Origin of the sequence: Klebsiella sp. 141198 (assembly GCF_050600785.1) — a bacterium.
Taxonomy (GTDB): domain Bacteria; phylum Pseudomonadota; class Gammaproteobacteria; order Enterobacterales; family Enterobacteriaceae; genus Klebsiella; species Klebsiella aerogenes.
Genome location: NZ_JAQIRM010000002.1, coordinates 389,337 through 413,328, shown reverse-complemented (window position 1 = coordinate 413,328; position 23,992 = coordinate 389,337). Strand labels below are relative to the sequence as shown.

Sequence of the window (23,992 nt, the reverse complement as noted above, 5' to 3'; positions counted from 1 at the left end):
ATGCCCGGCGCTGGGCCATGGCGTCGCCACGATTTCAATTTATTTTCGGATTATCCTTATGGGGCGACCGCCAATTAAATTGGTGCTGTCTGTATTTTATTCAAAAAATGTATTTTTCATTCATGTTTAATACGGCTAATAATAATCGATAAGCGTAAATGCTGAGATTAGCGGCGAGCCTAAGCAACCTGGGCATCGCGTAGGGGTGGCGGCCTTAACGCTTTAATGCCACAATACTTTTTTATCGGTTTGTGGGATGGATGATGAAAAAGATTGTTATGGCTGGCGCGTTGCTTGCTCTGTCCGGATGCGCACAGGTTGATTCCTATCAGGCAGTGGTTAAAGCGCCAGCGCCTGCAGGATTGGAAGGGTTCTGGCAATCGAAGGGCCCGCAAAGCGCGATGGTTAGCCCTGAGGCGATAGCGACGTTGATCGTCACCAAAGACGGGGATACCCTCGATTGCCGTCAGTGGCAACGGGTGATTGCTGAACCGGGAAAATTAATGAACCGCGACGATCAGGTTTATAATGTGACCAGCAGCCTTGATATTTATCCTATTGAACGTAATGGAAACACGCTGGAATACGATCGAATGACGTTGACCCGCGTCGAACGCTTAACGCCGGAGTGCGAACAGGCCTGGAAAAAGAATCAGGCGGCGAGTAAAACCGCACAGTAATCTATTTTGACGGGCCGGCGAAAGCCGGCCCGTTTGCTTTACAGTACCTCTTCAATGACCCACACGCTGACGCTGCCGGCATTACAGGTAAATACGGCATTGCCCTCGTCATCGGTTTCAATTATCTCCTGGCGATTATTAAGAAAATCCGTCCAGCGTTTATTGGCGTAATTTTCGCCAAGCGGGAGCGTTTTCTCGCCGTCATCGCCGTTAGATAGCACCACTACGCAGCCAGGATGTTCATCGGTACCGCTGCGGCTGAAGGCAATACAGTTAGGATGATCGAACCACAGAGTTTGTACGCCGTGAGCAAAACGCTGACGTGCGTCGATGAGTTCATGAAGTTGCTCGATAACCGGCATTTCGATGGCGTAAGTCTGGCCATCTCCGCCGGTATCTTCATAACTGGCGCCGAACAGATCGGCGTAAAATACCGAGGGAACCCCGTTTTCACGCAGTAAAATCAGCGCATAGGCTAGCGGCTTAAACCAGGCTTCGACCGGCGCTTCCAGCGCCTGAAGCGGTTGGGTGTCATGATTCGTGACCAACGTAACCGCATGGAAGGGATCGGCTTCAACCAGCGTGCCGGTGAATATTTGACTCATGTCGTAATCGCGCCCCTGACGTGAGGCTTCGTGGAATTTCATCTGCAGCGGCGCATCGAACAGCAGGGTATTACCGTCAACAAGGTCGATATACTGCTGTAGTTTATCCACTTCGTGCGACCAGTATTCGGCAACAATAAAGAGTGGTTTTTCGCTGGAGCTCTGTACGTGCTCAATCCACTCTTTATAAAACCATGCCGGAATATGCTTGACGGCATCAAGGCGAAAACCATCGCAGCCAGTTTGTTCAATGACCCAGCGGGCCCAGTATTTTATCTCCTCGGTGACGGCATGGTTCCGGAAATCGATGTTTTCGCCCATGAGATAGTCGAAGTTGCCCATTTCATCGTCGACCTGATCGTTCCAGCCGTCGCCGGTGTAGTCATTAACCACTTTGAATACGCCATCTTCATCGGGGTTTTCGATATGGTCGATGCCGCTAAAACATTTATAGTCCCAGATGAATTGTGAATATTGTCCACCACGGGCCGGGAAGGTATAGCGAGTCCAGGCTTCACATTCGATGATCTCTTCCGCAATTTTTGTTCGATCCTGTTCATCAACGCGTTGTACGCGAATGCGCTCTTTCTCATCGGCACCCATCTTATGGTTTACGACGACATCAAGTAGGACGGCAATTTGATGCTCTTTAAGCGCATGTATCGCCGCTAACAACTGAGCCTTATCGCCATATTTGGTGGCAACCGATCCTTTCTGATCGAATTCACCAAGGTCGAAAAGATCGTAACTATCGTAGCCAACCGAATAACCGCCGGAAGCGCCCTTATAGGCTGGCGGCAACCAAATCATATTAATGCCGATTTCATTGAGATTTGGCGCAAGGGCTTCTACTTCCCGCCATAGCTCGCCACCTTCCGGGTAATACCAGTGAAAACATTGCAACAACGTGGGATTTTTCATCTTCCATGCTCCTGGCGTCATCAAGCTGACCTTTGCAGTATGGGAGATAACTGGCAAATATGAATAATTTCGTTGCTTTTTCGCTATACCCTAAATGGCTGCATATATAATAAATTGGCATAAGATGTAGCGGATAGATGTTGGTAGGCTGCTGCTAAACGCCTTACACTACAGGAAAATCTCATCATATTCGGGGTATCTATGAAATTAGCACTTCTGGGTCGCCAGGCGCTGATGGGCGCAATGGCCGTAGCATTGATGGCTGGTGTAAGCGTGAAAACCTTTGCCGCTGAAAATCTGCTTAATCAGGTCAAAGAGCGCGGCACGCTGCGCGTTGGCCTGGAAGGCACATACCCGCCGTTTAGTTATCAAGGCGATGATGGAAAATTGACCGGTTTTGAAGTCGAGTTTGCCAATGAACTGGCGAAACACATCGGTGTGAAAGCAGACCTCAAACCCACCAAATGGGACGGTATGCTGGCTTCTCTTGATTCTAAACGTATTGATGTGGTGATTAACCAGGTCACTATTTCCGACCAGCGTAAGAAAAAATACGACTTCTCCACCCCGTATACTATTTCTGGTATTCAGGCGCTGGTGAAGAAGGGTAACGAAGGCGTAATTAAAACCGCGGCGGACCTGAAAGGCAAAAAAGTCGGCGTTGGCCTGGGCACCAATTATGAAGAGTGGCTGCGCCAGAATGTACAGGGCGTTGATATTCGTACCTATGATGATGACCCGACAAAATACCAGGACCTGCGCGTAGGCCGTATTGACGCTATTTTGGTCGACCGCCTGGCAGCGTTGGATTTGGTGAAGAAAACCAACAATACCCTGGCTGTAACCGGTGAAGCATTCTCCCGTCAGGAATCCGGCGTGGCGCTGCGTAAAGGTAATGAAGATCTGCTGAAAGCGGTGGACACGGCCATTGCAGATATGCAGAAAGATGGCAGCCTGAAGGCGCTTTCAGAAAAATGGTTTGGTGCAGACGTCACTAAGTAACGTCTGCAGATGAAAAAAGGCGCTGATAATGGCGCCTTTTTTTATTTAGCGCGCAACTGCGTGCATAATAAGGATAACTGAGTCTGGAGGTGCCATGTCACTACAAAATTTAACGCGTTTCCCGCGCCTGGAATTTATTGGCGCGCCGACGCCACTGGAATATCTACCACGCCTGTCCGATCATCTCGGGCGGGATATTTTTATTAAACGTGATGATGTGACTCCAATGGCGATGGGCGGTAATAAACTGCGCAAGCTGGAGTTTCTCGCCGCTGATGCGCTACGCGAAGGCGCTGATACGCTGATTACCGCAGGAGCCATACAGTCTAACCATGTGCGTCAGACGGCGGCCGTCGCCGCGAAACTGGGCCTGCACTGCGTCGCGCTGTTGGAAAATCCGATAGGCACTCGTGCTGAAAATTATCTGACCAACGGTAACCGCCTGTTGCTGGATTTGTTCAATACCCAGGTCGAAATGTGTGATGCGTTGACCGATCCTAATGCGCAGCTTGAAGAGCTGGCAACCCGGATTGAAGCGCAGGGATACCGTCCTTATGTCATTCCGGTCGGCGGTTCAAACGCCCTTGGCGCGCTGGGTTATGTCGAAAGTGCCCTCGAAATCGCCCAGCAATGCGAAGGGGCGGTGGAAATCTCGTCGGTAGTGGTCGCCTCCGGTAGCGCAGGCACCCACGCCGGGCTGGCGGTAGGCCTGGAACAGCTGATGCCGAACGCGGAATTAATTGGGGTGACCGTGTCACGCAGCGTTGCCGACCAGTTACCAAAAGTGGTTGCGCTGCAGCAGGCCGTTGCTAACAGCCTTGAACTGCAGGCCAAAGCGGAAATTACTTTGTGGGATGATTATTTCGCGCCAGGCTACGGTACGCCCAATGAAGAAGGCATGGAAGCGGTCAAACTGCTGGCACAACTGGAAGGTATCCTGCTGGATCCGGTTTATACCGGAAAGGCCATGGCCGGGCTGATTGACGGCATTAATCAGAATCGCTTTAAGGATGAGGGGCCGATTCTGTTTATCCATACTGGCGGCGCGCCAGCGCTGTTTGCTTATCATCCGCACGTCTAATGTAGAAAAACAGAATGCAAGAAAGTATCCAACTGGTCATTGACTCCGCGCCTTATCTGTTGAAGGGCGCGGTTTTTACGTTACAGCTGAGCATCGGCGGCATGTTCTTCGGCCTGCTGCTGGGCTTTATCCTCGCATTGATGCGCATGTCGTCAATCTGGCCGGTCAGATGGCTGGCGCGGATGTATATCTCTATTTTCCGCGGAACCCCGCTGATTGCCCAACTGTTTATGATCTATTACGGCTTACCGCAGTTTGGCATTGAGCTGGACCCGATCCCGGCGGCGATGATTGGCCTGTCGTTGAATACCGCGGCCTATGCGGCGGAAACGCTGCGAGCGGCAATTGCCTCTATAGATAAAGGGCAGTGGGAAGCGGCAGCGAGTATTGGCATGACGCCGTGGCAGACTTTGCGGCGGGCTATTTTACCGCAGGCTGCCCGCGTGGCGCTGCCGCCGCTCTCTAACAGCTTTATTAGCCTTGTCAAAGATACTTCGCTGGCGGCGACGATTCAGGTACCGGAACTGTTCCGTCAGGCGCAGTTAATTACCTCCCGTACGCTGGAGGTCTTTACGATGTATCTGGCCGCCTCGCTTATCTATTGGGTGATGGCGACTGTGCTATCGACGTTGCAGAATTATTTTGAAAATCAGCTGAATCGCCAGGAGCGTGATCCAAAATGAGTGCGATTGAAGTCAAAAAACTGGTGAAGAAATTCCACGGGCAGACCGTGCTCCACGGTATCGATCTCGAGGTTCAGGAAGGGGAGGTGGTGGCGATTATCGGTCCGAGCGGATCCGGTAAGACCACGCTGTTGCGCAGCATTAATCTGCTTGAACACCCCGAAAGCGGTACCATTCGCGTGGGCGATGTGACAATCGATACTTCGCGTAGTATTAGCCAGCAAAAAGGGCTAATCCGCCGTCTGCGTCAGCATGTTGGCTTTGTGTTCCAGAACTTCAATCTATTTCCACACCGTACGGTGCTGGAAAATATTATTGAAGGACCGGTTATCGTAAAAGGCGAAGATAAGAACGAGGCCATTTCTTTGGCGCGTCAGCTACTGGCAAAGGTGGGACTATCAGGAAAAGAGAATAGCTATCCGCGTCGTTTATCCGGTGGGCAGCAGCAGCGTGTGGCAATTGCCCGTGCGTTAGCAATGCGTCCGGACGTTATTCTTTTTGACGAGCCGACTTCTGCGTTGGATCCTGAGTTAGTGGGTGAAGTACTCAACACCATACGCCAGCTGGCGCAGGAAAAGCGGACTATGGTTATTGTTACCCATGAGATGAGTTTCGCTCGTGATGTCGCCGACCGCGCCATATTCATGGATCAGGGACGTATCGTCGAACAAGGTAAGGCCAGAGAGCTATTTGCTAACCCGCAGCAGCCGCGTACTCGTCAGTTCCTTGAGAAATTTTTAATGCAGTAAATTTTACCATTCTGGCGCGGCCGACCCTAACCGGCAGGGCGGTCGTGACCAGATAATTGGCGTACCTGCCAGGCGGATGGGGAATTTTAGCCGTTCAGCCAGACCAAATGTCGACCACTCCATCGCAGATTGAAAATCACGACGTTGCAGCGGCGCGAAAGGCATCTCATGTCGTGCGCCTGGCCACTCCATCAGGCTGGCGGCGACGCGAGCCAATGACAGCCGCGCATGATAACCTTTGCCGCTCTCTATGCGTTTCTCTATCCCTTTTAGTACTGCTGCAGCCATCAGATAGCCCGTCGCGTGGTCTAACGCTTGTACCGGAAGCGGGATGGGTTTATCCGCGTCGCGCCAGCGTTGACCGGCATGAGCGATACCACAGGCCATTTGTACCAGGCTGTCGAAACCGCGTCGGTTTCTCCATGGCCCCTCCCATCCCCAGGCATTTAGTGAAACATCAACAATTCCCGGCGATAGTGCGGCTCGGGTATGACAATCAAGACCTAGCGCATCCAACGCATCAGCGCGGTAACCGTGAACAATGACGTCGGCTTGCGAGATTAACGTGATTAAACGTTGCTTATCGGTTTGTGTTTTTATATTCAATCGGGCGCAGCGCTTACCCAGCGTAATCTCTTCTTCGAGCGTTGATTCTTGCCAGTCGACAGGATCAATACGTAATACATCAGCGCCTAACCCTGCGAGAAAACGAGTTGCGACGGGGCCGGCAATAATCCGGGTTAAATCCAGTACCTTGATACCGAGCAAAGGACGTGAGGGGGGGAGGGACCAGGCAACCGACGGCCCCGGCGGTGAATCGGCTTCTATCAGCAGCGGTTGCCGACTGACGGCGATGCCCTGCGGGTGTGTTCGCCACTCTTCCGCGCTGCGCATCGCCGCCGCGCAACCGCCATTTTCCACCACCGCTTGTTCCAGCGCATGCGAGCGCCATTGACGAACTTGTTGAGCAAGTGTTTGTCGCGTCGCATGTTGTCCCAGAATCTGCGCCACGGCGAGTCTGTGATAAGGGGCATTCGTATGCAGTCGGATCCATCCATCTTCGGTTTGATAATCTCCCGCTAATGGATCCCAAAGCTGCTGTGCTGGACGATTATGCGGCTTGGCGCTGGCTGAAAACCAATATGACGCCAGCCGGCGATCCACTATGGGCGTGGCGGATGTTGAACATAAGCGGGCAAGGTAAGCGGCGGCGATCCCCATAGAGGCGGCAGCAAAATCACTGACTGCAAAGCAAGAAGATAAAGCCCCTGGGCGGCGGAAATCGATTGGCGGGACAGCGCTTGCGCTAAAGTCTTGCCACATCCGGGAAAAGAGCTGCATAGACGAGGACGGCGAGAGCATATTTTCCTCCTGAGTTCGATAAATAATCGTCATCGAAAATCGAATAATGCGATGGCTACGTTATTTTATACATATAAATAAGATTTATGTGTTAGTTTTATGTATTTATAATAATGATTATCAATCAGGGGTTATTTGGTAGGTTATGAGGGACATTGATTTTTTCAGCTGGCGGCGGGAAATGCTGCAACAATTCCAGTCAACTCATGATGGGGATTCGGTTTATAACCTGCTCCAGCAGCAAACAGAGGCTCTGGAATACGACTACTACGCACTCTGTGTGCGCCATCCGGTGCCTTTTACGCGCCCGAGACTCACGCTGCAATCAACTTATCCTCAGGCCTGGATGTCTCATTATCAGGCAGAGAATTATTTTGCTGTTGATCCCGTATTGCGCAGAGAAAATTTTCTTCGTGGGCATTTACCGTGGAATGACCAGCTCTTTTGTGATACGCCGGAATTATGGAACGGCGCGCGCGATCATGGTTTAAATAAAGGTGTGACGCAGTGTCTTACCTTACCAAATCATGCGCTGGGATTCTTATCGGTTTCTGCAAAAAATACGCAACCGGGTCCTTATCAGGAGGACGAATTAGAATTACGCCTGAGAACGCTCACCGAACTTAGCCTGCTGGCGTTGCTGCGCCTGGAGGATGAGATGGTAATGCCGCCGGAGATGAAGTTTAGCCGGCGCGAGCTGGAGATTCTCAAATGGACCGCGGAAGGGAAAACTTCGGCCGAGGTGGCGATGATATTGTCTATTTCAGAAAATACGGTCAATTTTCATCAGAAGAATATGCAGCGCAAATTTAACGCGCCCAACAAAACGCAAATCGCCTGTTATGCCGTCGCAACAGGATTAATTTGAGCGAATCATTCGTTCTGCGTGTCAGACGTGAAACCGGCTGTCAGTGATAACTTTCAGCCGGTCCTTTCTTACTGACGGTAAGCTTGTTTAATTTGCTTAACGGTGCTGGAGAATACGGCAGCCTGAGCCTCATCTTCCATCTGCGCGATTTGTTTTTCCATTTTAATAATCACGCGGCCTGCGTCCGCCTGGCCCATAGCCTGAAGCATTAGCGTCAGTAGCGCTTTCAGGCAGGAGACTTCCTGCGCCAGTTGCTGATTATTTTCTGCAGTGGAAAAATCTGGTGTGCTCATCGATATCCTCGTTTGCTATCGGCGCTGTTGCGCAATACTAAATGTTAAGGCGGCGCAGTATACCACAAGCAGTAGAAAAAAAAGGAGCGTGTGATTTATGTTCCTGGCTTCGGGCGCTGAGCGGTTAAATTTACTGAATAATATCTGTTCATCTTAACGGTCGTCGTTAATTTTTGCCGCGGTTTTTGGGATAAGTTAATTATTGTTACATCCTTCGAAACGTATTTATCTGCGGGCTGTTCTGTTGCTTTTTTTGCTCCTTCTGTAGGGCGAATGTTAAAAAAGAAACATAATCCAACTATATGTTCTGTATAGGTTTCCACCTGGTGTGGAGACAAATTGCCATAAATGGGAGAGAAATCTTCTCCAGGACACTTTTTGGGCTTTTAAAGTTACGATAAAACCCGGTAATATATGTGAGATAAACTATCAGTAGCGTTATCCCTAATTCTGGAGATTATTCCTTTGATCAACGTACTTCTTGTTGATGACCACGAACTAGTGCGCGCAGGGATACGACGCATTCTGGAAGATATAAAAGGGATTAAAGTTGTCGGTGAGGCCTGCTGCGGCGAGGATGCCGTGAAGTGGTGCCGTGCGAATCCTGTGGACGTGGTCCTGATGGATATGAACATGCCGGGTATCGGGGGGCTTGAAGCAACGCGTAAAATTGCGCGCGCTATTGTCGATACCAAAGTGATCATGTTGACCGTACATACTGAGAATCCGCTGCCTGCTAAGGTCATGCAAGCTGGCGCCGCCGGTTACTTAAGTAAAGGCGCAGCCCCGCAGGAAGTGGTCAATGCGATTCGTTGCGTTGCTTCGGGTCAGCGTTACATCGCTTCCGACATCGCCCAACAGATGGCGCTCAGTCAAATTGAACCGGAAAAAACGGAATCGCCGTTTGCCAGTTTGTCTGAACGCGAATTGCAGATTATGCTGATGATCACCAAGGGCCAAAAGGTCAATGAGATCTCAGAACAGTTAAACCTGAGTCCCAAGACGGTGAATAGCTATCGTTACCGAATGTTCAGTAAACTAAACATTCATGGTGACGTGGAGCTAACTCACCTGGCAATTCGCCATGGCCTGTGCAATGCGGAGTCGTTAGCAAGTCAGTGAGTGATGTTTTTGACGCAAAAGCTTTCCTCAAGACGGTTACCAGCCAACCGGGCGTTTATCGTATGTATGATGCCGGCGGTACCGTCATTTATGTTGGTAAAGCTAAAGATCTGAAAAAGCGGCTTAGCAGCTATTTTCGCAGCAACCTGGCTTCGCGTAAAACCGAGGCTCTGGTGGCGCTGATCGCGCAAATTGACGTAACCGTTACCCATACCGAAACGGAAGCGTTATTGCTTGAGCATAACTACATCAAGCTATATCAACCACGTTACAACGTGCTGCTGCGCGACGACAAATCTTATCCTTTTATTTTTCTCAGCGGCGACACCCATCCGCGACTGGCGATGCACCGCGGTGCTAAACACGCCAAAGGCGAATATTTTGGTCCGTTCCCTAACGGTTACGCAGTTCGCGAAACGCTCGCGCTGTTGCAAAAAATCTTCCCCATTCGCCAGTGTGAAAACAGCGTCTATCGCAACCGTTCGCGTCCTTGTCTGCAATATCAAATCGGTCGTTGTTTAGGGCCGTGCGTCGCCGGGCTGGTGAGTGAAGAAGAGTATGAGCAGCAGGTAGAATACGTAAGGCTGTTTCTCGCGGGCAAAGACGACCAGGTATTGACGCAACTGATTTCCCGGATGGAAAAGGCCAGCCAGGCGCTGGAATTTGAAGAAGCCGCCCGTATTCGCGATCAGATCCAGGCGGTACGCCGGGTGACTGAGAAACAGTTCGTTTCCAATACCGGCGACGATCTGGATGTTATCGGCGTGGCTTTTGATGCCGGAATGGCCTGCGTGCATGTGCTGTTTATTCGCCAGGGCAAGGTGCTTGGTAGCCGAAGTTATTTCCCGAAAGTTCCGGGTGGTACCGAGTTGGGTGAGGTCGTGGAAACCTTCGTGGGGCAGTTCTACCTGCAGGGCAGCCAGATGCGAACCTTACCGGGGGAAATTTTACTCGATTTCAACCTGGGCGATAAAACCCTGCTTGCCGATTCGCTTTCCGAACTGGCCGGTCGTCGGGTGAATGTGCAGACCAAACCCCGCGGCGATCGCGCGCGCTATTTGAAGCTGGCGCGCACCAACGCCGCCGTCGCGCTGACCACCAGGCTTTCACAGCAATCAACGGTCAGCCAGCGTCTGCAGGCGTTAGCAACGTTGCTGAAACTACCAGCTGTAAAGCGGATGGAGTGTTTTGATATCAGCCACACCATGGGGGAGCAAACCGTCGCTTCCTGCGTGGTGTTCGATAGCAATGGTCCGCTGCGGGCAGAATACCGCCGCTACAATATTACTGGTATTACCCCTGGTGATGATTACGCGGCAATGAATCAGGTGTTACGCCGCCGCTACGGTAAAGCTATAGAAGAGAACAAAATCCCTGACGTTATCCTGATCGACGGTGGTAAAGGCCAGCTTGGCCAGGCCAAAGCCGTTTTTGCCGAACTGGACGTACCGTGGGATAAAAATCATCCTCTGCTACTGGGAGTGGCGAAGGGGAGCGATCGTAAAGCCGGGTTGGAAACCTTATTCTTTGAACCAGAAGGCGAGGGCTTTAGTCTGCCGCCGGATTCTCCTGCTTTACATGTTATCCAGCACATTCGCGATGAATCGCACGATCATGCTATCTCAGGGCACCGTAAAAAACGGGCGAAAGTGAAAAGTACCAGTACTCTTGAAACGATTGAAGGCGTTGGCCCGAAACGCCGACAGATGTTGTTGAAGTATATGGGCGGTCTGCAGGGTTTGCAGAAGGCCAGTGTAGAAGAAATTGCGCAAGTACCGGGTATATCTCACGGACTGGCAGAAAAGATCTTCTACTCGTTGAAACATTAGGGGCTCTGTAGCACCATAGGGCTAATTTACACTTACAACATATAGTTACCTGTTACCATGCAATTTAATATTCCGACGTTGCTCACTCTGTTTCGCGTTATTCTGATACCGTTTTTCGTGCTGGCGTTTTATCTGCCTTTCAGCTGGGCACCTTTCGTTTGCGCGTTAATTTTCTTTGTGGCTGCCGTTACCGACTGGTTCGATGGCTATCTGGCGCGTCGCTGGAACCAAAGCACGCGTTTTGGCGCTTTCCTTGATCCAGTGGCGGATAAAGTAATGGTGGCGATTGCCATGGTGCTGGTTGCCGAACACTACCACACCTGGTGGGTGACATTGCCGGCAGCGACGATGATCGCGCGTGAAATTATTATTTCTGCTCTGCGCGAGTGGATGGCAGAGCTGGGTAAACGCAGCAGCGTAGCCGTATCATGGATTGGTAAAGTGAAAACGACAGCTCAGATGGCGGCGCTGGTCTGGATGCTGTGGCGGCCGAATATGTGGGTGGAGTGGGCAGGTATCGTTCTGTTCATGGTTGCTGCGGTGTTGACGCTGTGGTCAATGCTGCAATATTTGAACGCTGCACGCGGCGATTTGCTTGAACAGTGATCGTTTCGACGCAAATTTCAGCAAACGAGACGAAGTTGCGAAAAATACCGTTGACTCACCGCGTGAGATAAGTAGAATGCAACGCATCGAACGGCGGCACAGTCTTCCAGACGATAACAAAATCAAGTGATTACCTAATCTACTTGATGATGCGGGAATAGCTCAGTTGGTAGAGCACGACCTTGCCAAGGTCGGGGTCGCGAGTTCGAGTCTCGTTTCCCGCTCCAAATTGAAAGCATCGGCAGTAGCGGGTGTTTAGATATTAAAGGCGCGTTAGCAAAGCGGTTATGTAGCGGATTGCAAATCCGTCTAGTCCGGTTCGACTCCGGAACGCGCCTCCACTTTATATCCCGAGCCCGGATGGTGGAATCGGTAGACACAAGGGATTTAAAATCCCTCGGCGTTCGCGCTGTGTGGGTTCAAGTCCCACTCCGGGTACCATTGGGATAAAGTAGAATAATCAAAGCAATAAGCAGTGTCGTGAAACCACCTCCGGGTGGTTTTTTCATTTCTGAATTGTCCTTTTTTGACATCCTTCCCACCAGCCGAGTTAGGCTTTGAGCGCTATAAATCGGTCATGAATACGCTGAAATCTACCGCGTTTCCCTTACCTATTTTTATCAGGAAATTTGCAAACCATTTAAGGTAATATATCACTGACGTTAATGTTAACGCTGTATTGATATCCTTTGGGTATGTGACGCCTTAATGGCAATGATAATTATATATGAGGGATCTTATGGCCACGTTGCTTGAAAGCTACGGGAACTGTTTTCGAAAATACGCCACTTTCCGCGGCCGCTCCGCGCGCCAGGAATATGTGGTTTTTACCATTGCTAACTTTATATTGTCCGCGATCCTGGGATTGATCCCCGTCGTTGGCGGTATCTTCGGGTTAATTATTATCATTCCGGGGATCGCGGTTGCGGTGCGTCGTTTGCACGATCTCAACAAATCCGGCTGGTGGTTGCTGGCGCCCTACGGCATTATGCTGATCGGTCTGATTGGTATTGCCGCTACCGTCGAAGAGGGCAGAGCCGCAGTATGGGTATGGGTGATCGCGCTGGGCGGCCTGGCCGCGTTGATAATGTCGATTTGGATGATTTTCACCCGTGGCACCATTGGCAGTAATCGCTTTGGTGAGGAACAGAACGATGACAACAGCGGCGGTAATACGATGGGCCAGAGTTCTGCCGCGGATGATGTCAGAGAGCGCCTGGCACAGGCTAAGAAAATGCTCGATGAGGGCGTTATAAGCGCAAGTGAATACGAAGTGATGCGTGCTAATATCATTAAAGATATGTAATTGATGCGCCGCCGGGTCTGCCGGCGTTAATAAATTCACCTGTGTGAGCGAGAGCGGGTGGTTTTCTCCTCCCATTTTCGCTACTGTAAGCGCCATTTTTCTACCATCATGAGCCTGTAATGAAAACCGGACCCCTGAACGAAAGTGAACTTGAGTGGCTGGATGAGATCCTGTCGAAATATGCCACCGAGGGCGCCATCCTTGATGTCTCCGAACTTGATGGTCTGTTAACGGCTATCTTATCCGGGCCGAGCGAAATCGAACCCGCGCAGTGGCTGCTGGCTATCTGGGGTGGGGCGGATAACGTGCCGCGCTGGGCTAACGATCGTGAACGCGATCGTTTCGTCAACCTGACGCTGCAGCATATGAGCGACATCGCCGAACGTTTGGCCGACTACCCGGAGCAATTTGACCCCCTGTTCGGCACCCGCGAGTTTGAAGGCCAGGAGCTGACCATCGTTGAAGAGTGGTGCTTTGGCTATATGCGTGGCGTTGCGCTGTGCGACTGGTCGACGTTACCTGCAGAACTGCAGCCACAGCTCGATGCCATTGCGCTGCACGGAACGGAAGAACGTTTCGAAGCGCTCGATACGCTGACCGCGGATGAATTTGTCGAAAGCGTTGATAGCATCAAGCCCGCTGCGCTGGCTTTATATAATTACTGGATGGAAAATGCTCAGCCGACGGCCGTGCAGCAACCGGTAAGAAATGAGACCAAGGTGGGGCGTAATGATCCTTGCCCCTGCGGCAGCGGCAAAAAGTATAAGCAGTGTTGCTTAGCTAAATAAAAAAGGGGCCAAATGGCCCCTTTTGTTATCCCACCGCGGGGAGTAATCCCGCCACAATGCCGAATTGAATGGCCACAATCGCCACTCCACAGCCCAATACCAGCCATAGCGCAATCGAGCCGCCCGGTACACGCCATGTCGCCTGCGGGTGCAGTTTTCGGCTCTTCATTACCAACAATGATGGCAGCATCAGCGCCAGTACGGCGAGCGCCACGCCGGCGTACCCCAGCGCCATCACGAAACCTTGCGGATAAAACAGGGCGAACGCCAGCGGCGGCAGGAAAGTGATGACGCCGCTCTGAACACGCCCGGCAGGCGTATTTTTACGTTGGAACAAATCAGCAAGGTAATCAAACAAACCCAGTGCGACGCCGAGGAAAGACGTCGCCAGGGCGAAATCGGCAAACAGATGTACCGCCACCTCTACATGCGGCGAGGCGACAACATCGCGGATCGCTGCCAGTAGGCCGTTCAGGCCGGAGTTCTTCGCCAGCACGGCGGTAAAGGCCGGAGAGTCAATGCTGCCAAGCGTGGCGAGTTGCCAGAAAATATAGGCGACCAGCGGAATAAAGCTACCGATGATAAACACGCGGCGCAGTTTGCGAATATCGCCATTCAGGTAGCTAACGATGCTGGGAATACTACCGTGAAAACCAAACGAGGTGAAAATCACCGGAATAGCGGATAGCGCCAGGCCCTGCTGTAGCGGCAGCGTCAGAAGATTTATCTGGTGAATATGGGGCAGCAGCAGCACCAGCATCACCGCGAGGAAGATAATTTTGGCGCTAAATAAAAAGCGGTTAAACAGATCGACCAGAGAAGTACCGATGCACACCACCGCGCCACCAATGCCGGTAAAGAGCAATACGCCAGCAGAAGGCGGTAGGCTCCAGTTCAGCCACTGATTAAGACTGGAGGCCAGCAGCTCTCCAGCGCCGCTGATGTAGGCCGCCGTTAGCGCATACATCAGAAAAAGCATACAGAAACCGGTAATCCATTGACCGTAACGGCCGAGATAGCGTGCCGCCAGTGAGCCTAATCCCATATCCGCAGGGACATGTTGATAAACCTCCAGCAGCAGCAGGGCGGTGTAGCACATCAGCGCCCACAGCGAGATCAGTAATACCAGGGTGACGCCAAAACCGACTCCCGCTGAAGCGAGCGGCATCGCCAACATACCGGCGCCAATGGTGGTACCGGCAACGATTAAAATACTACCCAGAGTGCGGTTCTTCACGCTTTTCTCTATCTATGAAGGAATGAACGAATAATTATGTCGCGCAGAGTATGTGAAATGAGTGATTTCGTCAAATGATGGTTACAAGTGGTGTAATTATATCTTTACATTTATGAAGGCAGAAAAGGCTGCGTTGGCGCAAAGCCGCCAGGCGCATGCTGATATATGCTGCACGCTTTACAGGAGGAGTTATGTCATCTATTCATGGTCATGAAGTACTGCAGATGATGATCGCATCGGGCGAGTCGTACAGCGTTGCCAGTCTCGAAGCGGCCATTAAGAGACAATTTGGCGAAGATGCCCGCTTTCACACCTGTTCGGCGCAGGATCTGGACGCGGCGCAACTGGTGACGTTTTTGCAGCGGAAAGGAAAATTCATCGCAGTTGAAGAGGGTTTCAATACCAGCGAGAGTAAAATTTGCCGTCATTGAGCGCGCGGCGGCCGGGGAGGCCGCCGCTGTGGGAATTAGTTTTGCGTATCGAGGGTTGCCAGTTCTTTATCGATAAAGTACAAGCCTTCACCGCTTTTACCGGCAAGGGTCAGTTTATCAATAACAGATTTGAATAATTTCTCTTCTTCATGCTGTTCTGCTACGTACCATTGCAGGAAATTAAAGGTCGGGTAATCCTGGTTGGTCATTGCCGCATGCGCCAGTTCATTAATTTTTTGCGTAATTAACTGTTCATGTTCATAGGTCTGGCGGAACAGTTCATCCAGCGAAGCATATTCGGCAAACGGCGAACTAATGGCATTAATGCGCGGCAGGCTGCCGGTATCGGTCAAATAGTCGAACAGGCGCTGCATGTGCGTCATTTCTTCCTGCGCGTGGCGGCGGAGAAAGGCGGCTGCACCTTCAAAGCTATGGTAGCTGCACCATGCGCTCATCTGCTGATAAAGCAAAGAAGAATAAAGCTCAAGATTCATTTGCTCATTAAGTTTTTCGATCATTTCTGCTTTCAGCATGGCGTCCACTCCGGAAATAAAGATTAAATCATATTGTGCCGTCACTATAATTTGTTAGTAATTTATTTGCAAAAAGTAAATTAAAAAAATCAATTAGTAAAAATGCAAATGGGAATAAAACGCATTGGCAATATAATAATAAATGAGAATGGTTTTAATTTGATATTTATTTCGTAAATTATCGCGCAAAGAGAAACTACAAATATTAAGTGGTGTGAACATGGAACGGTAGGGTCGGGCCGAGTGAGGCTGGAAGTGTGAAGCGCCATGTTTTTTATAAAACACCTTTTCATAAAGTTTGAAAAAGCATTTATGAAGTAGTAGAGTCCTGATAACGCTAACACATATCGGGCAGCGCCCGGACAGTATTCAGGAGAGTTCAGCATGAAAATCGCACTGATGATGGAAAACAGCCAGGCCAGCAAAAATGCTATCATTCTCAACGAGCTTAATGCCGTTGCCGATGAAAAAGGCTTCCCGGTTTACAACGTAGGAATGAGCGATGAACAGGATCATCATCTCACCTATATCCATCTGGGTATCATGGCCAGCATCCTGCTGAATTCCAAAGCGGTCGATTTTGTGGTGACCGGTTGTGGAACCGGGCAGGGGGCGCTGATGTCGTTGAACATCCATCCCGGAGTAGTCTGTGGTTATTGTATTGACCCGGCGGATGCCTTCCTGTTTGCCCAAATCAACAACGGTAACGCGTTGTCGCTGCCTTTTGCTAAAGGCTTTGGCTGGGGGGCGGAGCTTAACGTGCGCTTTATCTTCGAGAAGGCCTTCACCGGCCATAATGGCGAGGGCTATCCGCCGGAACGTAAAGAGCCGCAGGTTCGCAATGCCGGGATTCTGAATAAAGTGAAAGCGGCGGTGGTGAAAGAAAATTATCTTGATACCTTACGAGCTATCGATCCGGAACTGGTAAAAACCGCCGTTTCCGGGCCGCGGTTCCAGCAATGCTTCTTCGAAAACTGCCAGGATAAAGAAATCGAAGCTTTCGTACGCCAGATTATAGGCTAATAGGGCTTTTCAAACAGGCCTGCATCAATATGCGGGCCTGTTTGTTATGGTCGTGCTTTACTGGATACCGTGCTACCGGCATCTCGCGTAAGTCGCAGCGTATCAATCATCCCTATCAAACAAATCAACGCGATAAAGACAAACGCCAAACGGAAATCAATTCCCGGTAGCGTCGTCAGGTTAAACCACTCGCTCAACTGTTCACCGATGCGAATGCCGATAGCGCCGAGAGTGATTCCGAGCCCAACCGCCAGCTGTGAAGCGGTGCTGAACAGCGTATTGGCATAACTCATCTGGGCGGAAGGAACGTCGGCAAAAGCGAGCGTACTGACGCCGGTAAATTGGATGGAACGGAACACCCCGCCAAGATAGAGGATCAACATTATCAGCCATACCGGCGTTTGCGGCGTTAACAGCGCGCAGGCAAGTAGCGAGGCGACATTCAGCGCACCGTTAATCAGCAATAAGCGGCGAAACCCCAACCAGCGGATGAGCGGCGTAGTTGCGGGCTTGATAGTGAGATTGCCGACAAAAACGGCCAGCACCAGTAGCCCGGAATGAAAAGCATCCATACCGAACCCTACCTGGAATAGTAGCGGAAGCAGAAACGGGACGGCGCTTATCGAGGCGCGAAATAGTGAACCGCCGTACATGGTTACCCGGAAAGTAGGAACCCGCAGAGCGTCCAACCGTACCATTGGCCAGGCGGCGCGGCGGAAATGACGTAGCGCAAAAGCCATACATCCAATACCCGTCGCCAATAGCGCCAGCGTTTGCCAGCTTTGCGGCTGTTGGTCGCCGAGTCGTTCCATCGCCGCCACCAGGCTTATCATTGCCAATGATGTCGCCACAAAACCGGGTAGATCGAAAGGGCGACGTTCTTCTTCACGGATATTGGGAATGATGCGTAGCGAAAGCGCCATCGCCAGTAGCCCGAGCGGAACGTTAATAAAAAAGATTCAGTGCCAGCTGGCGTAACTGGTAATGAAGCCCCCGAGCGGCGGGCCGATTATCGGTGCGACCAACGCCGGCCAGGTTAGCGTGGCGATTGCTTTGATGAGCTGATCTTTGGGCGTGGTGCGCAACACCGCCAGTCGCCCGACGGGGACCATTAGCGCGCCGCCGACGCCCTGTAGAATGCGCATTGTCACAAAGCTTTCGAGGTTGCGCGATAAACCGCAGAAAACGGAGGCGAGGGTAAAAATGGCGAGTGCCAGCGTAAACACTTTCCGCGCGCCGAAGCGGTCAGCAATCCAGCCGCTGGCCGGGATCAGCACCGCGAGGGTGATCAGGTAGGCGCTGATGCCAATATTGAGCGCGACCGCCGCTACGCCAAACTCCTTCGCCATATCAGGCAGGGCGGTAGCGATGACCGTGCCATCGAGAAACTCCATAAAGAAAGCGCCAGCCACCAATAATGCCGGGGCGGAAAAAGCGCCTTTTTTCGGCGTAATTGTTGTTGTACCCATTGATTCGTTGCCATAGCAAAGTGAATAAGTATCTTTGCGGTACGTTTTCTTTTCGCCGCTCCCGCACATGTTTTTTTATCTGGTGCGATTTAGGTTACTATTACGCTCCTGAAAATAGGAGTAAAAAATGTCTCAACCTTTCACTGAACAAGATGAGTTGGTATCCGATGTCGTCGCATGCCAGCTGGTCATCAAACAGATCCTCGATGTGATTGACGTTATCGCCCCGGTCGAGGTGCGCGAAAAAATGGCGACGCAGTTAAAAGCGATTGATTTTGCGAGTAACCCTGCTTCGGCGGATCCGGTGACGCTGCGCGCAGTGCAAAAAGCAATTGCGCTGATTGAGCTGAAGTTTACCCCGCAGGGTGAAGCGCACTAGATTATCTCTGAGAAGTTGATTGCCTGGCCGTTGCAGTCTGAAACGGCCAGATTCAATTAGTGCTGTTGAGGCGAGATGAGATTGAGAAGTCGGCGGTCCGTTTGCTCCATACCGAGCCCGGCTTTATCAGCAGTCCGTATTTCTTCAAGAACGGTTTGTAGTAACAGCCCATCTTGCTGCTGCTCTTTCTCCAGCAGCGTCAAAAAACGCCACGTCGTGTCATCGCGCTGCGCTTTGGCTTCCTGCGCCAGACCGGACAGCATGCTGCTACGTTGCTGATACTCTTCAAGGGTTTTGGCAAACACTTCTTCAAGCGTTGTGCATTGCGGGGGATAGCTTTCATCGGCTTTGACAATTGGCCAGGCGCCGGCCTTTTTCATATAGTCAAAAACCTGCATCATTAACGTCACGCTTGATTGAGCTCGGGTACGCAAGAAGGTAGCGGTGCCGTTGAGACGCTGCTGCGCGCACCATTCGCCTAAATGTAGATAAACATTTGATGCGTGAAACTCGAGATTAATCTGGGTATTTAATTTCTGAACCATTCCTGGAACTGCCATAACAATATCCTTATTTATCCGCATGGGAAGTATGACGCGCTACCATCGCCTCACAGGCGAGTTTTGCAAGCGCAACGCAATAGGCAGGAAATAAAAACGGTGCATTCCATTTGCACGTGACTATTTATTTATATCTGCCGATACATTAAGAATACCCTTAGATGTCGAATAAGAAAACTCTCAACATGCGTTATTTACGATTTGTTACAACATCGGTTTTACTGCTTGTTTTTATTGTCTTTTTTGTGGTTTTTAAATCGTAACGAATTGAATTTAAATGGTTATATTTAATAGTTCGTAGAGCTAGTTAATTTGTATTAATGAAGGTGATTTAACGGTAAATTCATATATCGATCATAGCTTATTCATTATTCGGAAATAGCGAGATGATAATGAACTTGTGATAGATCATTTTTTGTTAGAAGTGGAAGAATAACGTATAAGCTGACGGAGAATCGAAGGGTAGAGTAGCCCGGGATGGCGTTAGCGAACCCACAAGGATAAGTCTGCTGGTGATATGGACTATTGTGCCACACATAACGCTAATTGTCTGACAATTAGCGTTTTTTTTATGTCATTTTTTGCTGAATTTATGTACGCAATTACTGTAATTCTGCGGTGTGATGACGCTCTCGTATGGATAAATAATTTCCAGTTAAAACTATTTTAACAACGGCAATGTTGATTGCGTTTTTTCTAATGCCTTGTTTTAAGACTGATAAAAAATTTAAGTCCGATTTTTCCCTACAGAAAAGCGAATTAAAGCTGGAGTTTACCATGCACAAATTTACTAAAGCGCTGGCGGCCATTGGTCTCGCGGCGGTTATGTCACAATCAGCTATGGCTGAAACCCTCAAGCTCGGTTTCCTGGTGAAGCAGCCAGAGGAGCCCTGGTTCCAGACCGAGTGGAAATTTGCTGATAAAGCCGGCAAGGATTTGGGCTTTGAGGTGATTAAAATCGCGGTGCCAGATGGTGAAAAAACGCTTAATGCAATCGACAGCCTCGCCGCCAGCGGCGCGAAGGGATTTGTCATCTGCACCCCGGACCCAAAACTGGGGGCGGCGATTGTTGCCAAGGCTCGCGGCTATGACATGAAAGTTATCACCGTCGACGATCAGTTTGTTAATGCCAAAGGTAAGCCGATGGAGAGCGTGCCGCTGGTTATGATGGCCGCCAGCGAAATCGGCGCTCGTCAGGGGCAGGAATTGTATAAAGAGATGCAAAAACGCGGCTGGGACGTGAAAGATACCGGCGTGATGGCGATTACCGCCGATGAACTAGATACTGCCCGCCGCCGCACCACCGGCTCGATTGACGCACTGAAAGCAGCGGGGTTCCCGGAAAAACAGATCTATCGCGTGCCAACCAAATCCAATGATATCCCAGGGGCCTTCGATGCTGGCAACTCCATGCTGGTTCAGCATCCGCAGGTGAAACACTGGTTAATTGTTGGTATGAACGATAACACCGTGCTGGGCGGCGTACGGGCAACTGAAGGCCAGGGCTTTAAAGCGCCGGATGTTATCGGCATCGGTATTAACGGCGTCGACGCGGTGAACGAGCTTTCGAAAGCCCAGCCGACAGGGTTCTATGGATCTCTGCTGCCAAGCCCGGATATCCATGGCTATAAAACTAGTGAGATGCTCTACAACTGGGTGACCAAAGGTACCGAGCCGCCGAAATTTACCGCCGTGACGGACGTGGTGCTGATTACCCGCGACAACTTTAAGCAAGAGTTGGCTAAGAAAGGGCTGTAAGGCCGGGTTCATTCTGCCTCCCGCACTGGCGGGAGGTTATGCGTAGTTGAGCGGAGTCGTTATGCAACAATCTACCCCTTATCTCTCATTTCGCGGTATCACCATGACGTTCCCGGGCGTTAAAGCACTGTCTGACATTAGCTTTGACTGCTATCGCGGGCAGATCCATGCGCTGATGGGTGAAAACGGCGCCGGGAAGTCCACTCTCTTAAAAATTCTCAGCGGTAATTACATTCCAACCGCCGGGCATTTGCAAATTGATGGCCAGCAAATGGCATTCACGAATACTACCGCTGCGCTGAATGCTGGCGTAGCGATTATTTATCAGGAACTTCATCTGATCCCGGAAATGACCGTGGCGGAGAATATCTATCTGGGCCAGTTGCCGCATAAAGGCGGCATTGTGAACCGGTCATTGCTGAACTATGAAGCGCGGCTGCAGCTGGAGCATCTGGGGCTGGATATCGACCCGGAAACGCCGCTGAAGTATTTGTCGATCGGCCAGTGGCAGATGGTAGAGATCGCCAAGGCGCTGGCGCGTAACGCGAAGATCATCGCTTTCGATGAACCTACCAGCTCACTCTCTGCACGCGAAATCGACAATTTGTTTCGCGTCATCCGCGAACTGCGTGAAGAAGGGCGGGTGATTATTTATGTCTCGCACCGTATGGAGGAAATTTTCGCCCTCAGCGATGCCATTACCGTGTTTAAAGATGGCCGCTACGTGCGCACCTTCGATGACATGCGGCTGGTGGATCACGATGCCCTCGTGCAAGCGATGGTAGGGCGTAATCTTGGCGATATCTACGGCTGGAAAGCGCGTGAATATGGCAGCGAGCGGTTACGACTGGATCAGGTTAAAGCGCCAGGCGTCAGAATGCCGATCAGTTTATCGGTACGCAGCGGCGAAATCGTCGGCTTGTTCGGTCTGGTCGGGGCCGGACGCAGTGAATTAATGAAAGGGCTGTTTGGCGGCAGCAGAATTACCGGCGGTCAGGTCTATATCGACGGTCAGGCGATAAACATTCGCAAACCCGCGCAGGCGATTCAGGCGGGAATGATGCTGTGTCCGGAGGATCGCAAAGCTGAGGGCATCATTCCGGTACATTCGGTGCGCGACAACATCAATATCAGCGCGCGACGTAAGCATATTCATGCCGGCTGCCTGATTAACAACGCCTGGGAAGCGAGTAATGCCGAACAGCATATCAAATCGCTCAATATCAAAACCCCAGGAGCTGAACAGTTAATTATGAATCTCTCCGGTGGTAATCAGCAGAAGGCTATTCTTGGTCGCTGGTTGTCGGAAGAGATGAAGGTCATCCTGCTTGATGAACCGACCCGCGGCATCGATGTTGGCGCAAAGCATGAAATCTACAACGTTATCTATGCGCTGGCGGCTTCTGGCGTGGCGGTCGTTTTTGCCTCCAGCGACCTGCCAGAGGTGCTCGGCGTCGCTGACCGCATCGTCGTCATGCGCGAAGGTGAAGTGGCCGGTGAATTGCTGCATGAAGACGCGAATGAACAGCAGGCGCTGAGCCTTGCGATGCCTAAAGTCAGCCAGGCCGTAGCCTGATTAAGGAGTGAATGATGTCATCTGTAACTACGCCCAGCGCCGCACGATCCTCTTTCAGCTTCGGCCGAATCTGGGATCAGTTTGGTATGCTGGTGGTCTTCGCCGTGTTGTTCATCGGCTGCGTGATCTTTGTTCCTAACTTTGCCTCTTTCGTCAATATGAAAGGGCTGGGGCTGGCGATTTCCATGTCGGGAATGGTTGCCTGCGGTATGTTGTTCTGCCTGGCCTCCGGGGATTTCGATCTGTCAGTCGCTTCGGTCATTGCCTGTGCCGGTGTGACGACAGCAGTCGTTATTAATCTCACCGAAAGTCTGTGGATTGGTATTGCCGCCGGATTACTATTGGGGGCGGTCAGCGGGCTGGTGAATGGTTTTGTTATTGCGCGTTTGAAAATCAACGCGCTAATCACAACTCTGGCTACCATGCAAATCGTCCGCGGGCTGGCCTATATTATTTCCGATGGTAAAGCGGTTGGCATTGAGGATGAACGTTTCTTCACCCTGGGTTATGCCAACTGGCTTGGTCTGCCGGCGCCTATCTGGCTGACGGTTGCCTGCCTGATCGTCTTTGGGCTGCTACTGAATAAAACCACCTTTGGCCGCAACACGCTGGCCATAGGGGGCAATGAAGAGGCGGCGCGCCTGGCGGGGGTGCCGGTTGTTCGTACCAAGATCATCATCTTTGTTCTTTCAGGTCTGGTATCGGCGGCGGCGGGGATTATCCTGGCTTCGCGCATGACCAGCGGGCAGCCTATGACCTCAATTGGTTATGAACTGATTGTGATCTCGGCCTGTGTCCTGGGCGGCGTCTCGCTAAAAGGCGGGATCGGTAAGATCTCTTATGTGGTGGCCGGGATCCTGATCCTGGGTACCGTGGAGAATGCGATGAACCTGCTGAACATCTCGCCATTCTCGCAATATGTGGTCCGTGGGGTAATATTGCTGGCAGCGGTTATCTTCGACCGTTACAAGCAAAAAGCGAAACGTTCGCATTAATTGCGCGCAACTTTTAAGTCTACTCCTAATGTCCCGCCGGCGCCCGCTGCGCTGGCGGTGACTATCAAAAATGGCGAGGCTGGTCACACTGTCTATACTTACATGGCTAACAATTAGTTAACAACCAGCATAACGC

23 protein-coding genes, 3 tRNA genes and 1 pseudogene are annotated in these 23,992 nt (G+C 51.1%); 20 read left to right on the top strand and 7 right to left on the bottom strand.

Annotated features, from left to right (window positions below; all coding sequences use genetic code 11):
- The first annotated feature begins 260 nt into the window (after positions 1 to 260).
- Positions 261 to 680 carry a lipoprotein YedD gene (gene yedD / locus PGR10_RS07355; RefSeq protein ID WP_162750162.1) on the top strand — a complete coding sequence of 140 codons (420 nt, stop codon included), beginning with the start codon at positions 261 to 263 and terminating at the stop codon, positions 678 to 680.
- Positions 681 to 718: 38 nt separating this feature from the next.
- On the opposite strand, the gene amyA is transcribed toward yedD, so the two are convergent.
- The gene (gene amyA / locus PGR10_RS07350; protein ID WP_087860517.1) at positions 719 to 2,206 is read right to left on the bottom strand and encodes an alpha-amylase; all 1,488 of its coding nucleotides are present in this window, start codon (positions 2,204 to 2,206) and stop codon (positions 719 to 721) included.
- Between the two features lie 201 nt (positions 2,207 to 2,407).
- Here amyA and tcyJ point away from each other — a divergent pair, with 201 nt between their 5' ends.
- The 4 genes from tcyJ to tcyN all read left to right on the top strand — a co-directional run bounded on the left by tcyJ (position 2,408) and on the right by tcyN (position 5,721).
- The gene (gene tcyJ, locus PGR10_RS07345) at positions 2,408 to 3,208 is read left to right on the top strand and encodes a cystine ABC transporter substrate-binding protein (protein WP_045376245.1); all 801 of its coding nucleotides are present in this window, start codon (positions 2,408 to 2,410) and stop codon (positions 3,206 to 3,208) included.
- A 94-nt stretch (positions 3,209 to 3,302) separates the two neighbouring features.
- Complete coding sequence (gene dcyD / locus PGR10_RS07340; RefSeq protein WP_087860518.1) at positions 3,303 to 4,289, top strand: D-cysteine desulfhydrase; 987 nt, start codon at positions 3,303 to 3,305, stop codon at positions 4,287 to 4,289.
- A 14-nt stretch (positions 4,290 to 4,303) separates the two neighbouring features.
- Positions 4,304 to 4,972, top strand: a complete 669-nt coding sequence (gene tcyL, locus PGR10_RS07335) for a cystine ABC transporter permease (RefSeq protein WP_015705981.1) — start codon at positions 4,304 to 4,306, stop codon at positions 4,970 to 4,972.
- Positions 4,969 to 5,721 (top strand): L-cystine ABC transporter ATP-binding protein TcyN, encoded by a 753-nt coding sequence (tcyN, locus tag PGR10_RS07330; protein WP_113373554.1) that lies wholly within the window; start codon positions 4,969 to 4,971, stop codon positions 5,719 to 5,721. The genes tcyL and tcyN overlap by 4 nt, the downstream gene beginning before the upstream one ends.
- Before the next feature lie 3 nt (positions 5,722 to 5,724).
- Here tcyN and PGR10_RS07325 read toward each other — a convergent pair whose 3' ends face one another.
- Positions 5,725 to 7,083, bottom strand: coding sequence for a CoA transferase (locus PGR10_RS07325; RefSeq protein ID WP_430923262.1), 1,359 nt, complete (start codon positions 7,081 to 7,083; stop codon positions 5,725 to 5,727).
- A gap of 145 nt (positions 7,084 to 7,228) precedes the next feature.
- Between PGR10_RS07325 and sdiA the strand changes: the two genes are divergently transcribed.
- On the top strand, positions 7,229 to 7,951 hold the full coding sequence (gene sdiA, locus PGR10_RS07320; RefSeq protein WP_087860520.1) for a transcriptional regulator SdiA: 723 nt from the start codon (positions 7,229 to 7,231) through the stop codon (positions 7,949 to 7,951).
- 68 nt (positions 7,952 to 8,019) lie between these two features.
- Here sdiA and PGR10_RS07315 read toward each other — a convergent pair whose 3' ends face one another.
- A complete protein-coding gene (locus PGR10_RS07315) occupies positions 8,020 to 8,244 on the bottom strand; it encodes a DUF2594 family protein (protein WP_015365908.1) in 225 nt (74 codons plus the stop codon).
- 465 nt (positions 8,245 to 8,709) lie between these two features.
- Here PGR10_RS07315 and uvrY point away from each other — a divergent pair, with 465 nt between their 5' ends.
- The 8 genes from uvrY to PGR10_RS07275 all read left to right on the top strand — a co-directional run bounded on the left by uvrY (position 8,710) and on the right by PGR10_RS07275 (position 13,895).
- On the top strand, positions 8,710 to 9,366 hold the full coding sequence (gene uvrY / locus PGR10_RS07310) for a UvrY/SirA/GacA family response regulator transcription factor (protein ID WP_087860521.1): 657 nt from the start codon (positions 8,710 to 8,712) through the stop codon (positions 9,364 to 9,366).
- A complete protein-coding gene (uvrC, locus tag PGR10_RS07305; RefSeq protein WP_087860522.1) occupies positions 9,363 to 11,195 on the top strand; it encodes an excinuclease ABC subunit UvrC in 1,833 nt (610 codons plus the stop codon). Before uvrY ends, uvrC begins: the two co-directional genes overlap by 4 nt.
- 57 nt (positions 11,196 to 11,252) lie before the next feature.
- On the top strand, positions 11,253 to 11,801 hold the full coding sequence (gene pgsA, locus PGR10_RS07300) for a CDP-diacylglycerol--glycerol-3-phosphate 3-phosphatidyltransferase (RefSeq protein ID WP_045390257.1): 549 nt from the start codon (positions 11,253 to 11,255) through the stop codon (positions 11,799 to 11,801).
- A gap of 151 nt (positions 11,802 to 11,952) precedes the next feature.
- Positions 11,953 to 12,028, top strand: a tRNA-Gly gene (locus tag PGR10_RS07295).
- Positions 12,029 to 12,068: 40 nt separating this feature from the next.
- A tRNA-Cys gene (locus PGR10_RS07290) sits at positions 12,069 to 12,142 on the top strand.
- A gap of 13 nt (positions 12,143 to 12,155) precedes the next feature.
- Positions 12,156 to 12,242: transfer RNA gene (locus tag PGR10_RS07285), tRNA-Leu, on the top strand.
- Positions 12,243 to 12,540: 298 nt separating this feature from the next.
- The gene (locus PGR10_RS07280; protein WP_430923261.1) at positions 12,541 to 13,107 is read left to right on the top strand and encodes a DUF805 domain-containing protein; all 567 of its coding nucleotides are present in this window, start codon (positions 12,541 to 12,543) and stop codon (positions 13,105 to 13,107) included.
- A gap of 119 nt (positions 13,108 to 13,226) precedes the next feature.
- Positions 13,227 to 13,895: a YecA family protein gene (locus tag PGR10_RS07275; protein ID WP_015705973.1), complete on the top strand. Its 669-nt coding sequence runs from the start codon at positions 13,227 to 13,229 to the stop codon at positions 13,893 to 13,895.
- Between the two features lie 25 nt (positions 13,896 to 13,920).
- Here PGR10_RS07275 and tyrP read toward each other — a convergent pair whose 3' ends face one another.
- The gene (gene tyrP, locus PGR10_RS07270) at positions 13,921 to 15,132 is read right to left on the bottom strand and encodes a tyrosine transporter TyrP (protein WP_113373557.1); all 1,212 of its coding nucleotides are present in this window, start codon (positions 15,130 to 15,132) and stop codon (positions 13,921 to 13,923) included.
- 191 nt (positions 15,133 to 15,323) lie between these two features.
- On the opposite strand from tyrP, the gene PGR10_RS07265 reads away from it, so the two are divergent.
- Complete coding sequence (locus tag PGR10_RS07265) at positions 15,324 to 15,563, top strand: YecH family metal-binding protein (protein ID WP_047037243.1); 240 nt, start codon at positions 15,324 to 15,326, stop codon at positions 15,561 to 15,563.
- A gap of 35 nt (positions 15,564 to 15,598) precedes the next feature.
- Here PGR10_RS07265 and ftnA read toward each other — a convergent pair whose 3' ends face one another.
- Positions 15,599 to 16,096, bottom strand: coding sequence for a non-heme ferritin (ftnA, locus tag PGR10_RS07260; protein ID WP_015365960.1), 498 nt, complete (start codon positions 16,094 to 16,096; stop codon positions 15,599 to 15,601).
- Positions 16,097 to 16,480: 384 nt separating this feature from the next.
- Between ftnA and PGR10_RS07255 the strand changes: the two genes are divergently transcribed.
- Entirely contained in the window at positions 16,481 to 17,119 is a 639-nt protein-coding gene (locus tag PGR10_RS07255; RefSeq protein WP_430923260.1) for an RpiB/LacA/LacB family sugar-phosphate isomerase, read from the top strand.
- Between the two features lie 44 nt (positions 17,120 to 17,163).
- Here the strand turns inward: PGR10_RS07255 and PGR10_RS07250 are convergent.
- Positions 17,164 to 18,588, bottom strand: a pseudogene (locus PGR10_RS07250) (MFS transporter).
- A 127-nt stretch (positions 18,589 to 18,715) separates the two neighbouring features.
- Here PGR10_RS07250 and PGR10_RS07245 point away from each other — a divergent pair.
- The gene (locus PGR10_RS07245) at positions 18,716 to 18,967 is read left to right on the top strand and encodes a DUF2766 family protein (protein ID WP_015365964.1); all 252 of its coding nucleotides are present in this window, start codon (positions 18,716 to 18,718) and stop codon (positions 18,965 to 18,967) included.
- Positions 18,968 to 19,023: 56 nt separating this feature from the next.
- Here PGR10_RS07245 and PGR10_RS07240 read toward each other — a convergent pair whose 3' ends face one another.
- Positions 19,024 to 19,527 (bottom strand): non-heme ferritin-like protein, encoded by a 504-nt coding sequence (locus PGR10_RS07240; RefSeq protein WP_032711938.1) that lies wholly within the window; start codon positions 19,525 to 19,527, stop codon positions 19,024 to 19,026.
- Positions 19,528 to 20,304: 777 nt separating this feature from the next.
- Between PGR10_RS07240 and PGR10_RS07235 the strand changes: the two genes are divergently transcribed.
- The 3 genes from PGR10_RS07235 (at position 20,305) to araH (ending at position 23,856) form a co-directional block, all read left to right on the top strand.
- Positions 20,305 to 21,285 carry an arabinose ABC transporter substrate-binding protein gene (locus PGR10_RS07235; RefSeq protein ID WP_087860664.1) on the top strand — a complete coding sequence of 327 codons (981 nt, stop codon included), beginning with the start codon at positions 20,305 to 20,307 and terminating at the stop codon, positions 21,283 to 21,285.
- 61 nt (positions 21,286 to 21,346) lie between these two features.
- Positions 21,347 to 22,861, top strand: coding sequence for an L-arabinose ABC transporter ATP-binding protein AraG (gene araG, locus PGR10_RS07230; RefSeq protein ID WP_430923259.1), 1,515 nt, complete (start codon positions 21,347 to 21,349; stop codon positions 22,859 to 22,861).
- Between the two features lie 14 nt (positions 22,862 to 22,875).
- A complete protein-coding gene (gene araH / locus PGR10_RS07225) occupies positions 22,876 to 23,856 on the top strand; it encodes an L-arabinose ABC transporter permease AraH (RefSeq protein WP_045390289.1) in 981 nt (326 codons plus the stop codon).
- The last annotated feature ends 136 nt before the right edge of the window (positions 23,857 to 23,992 follow it).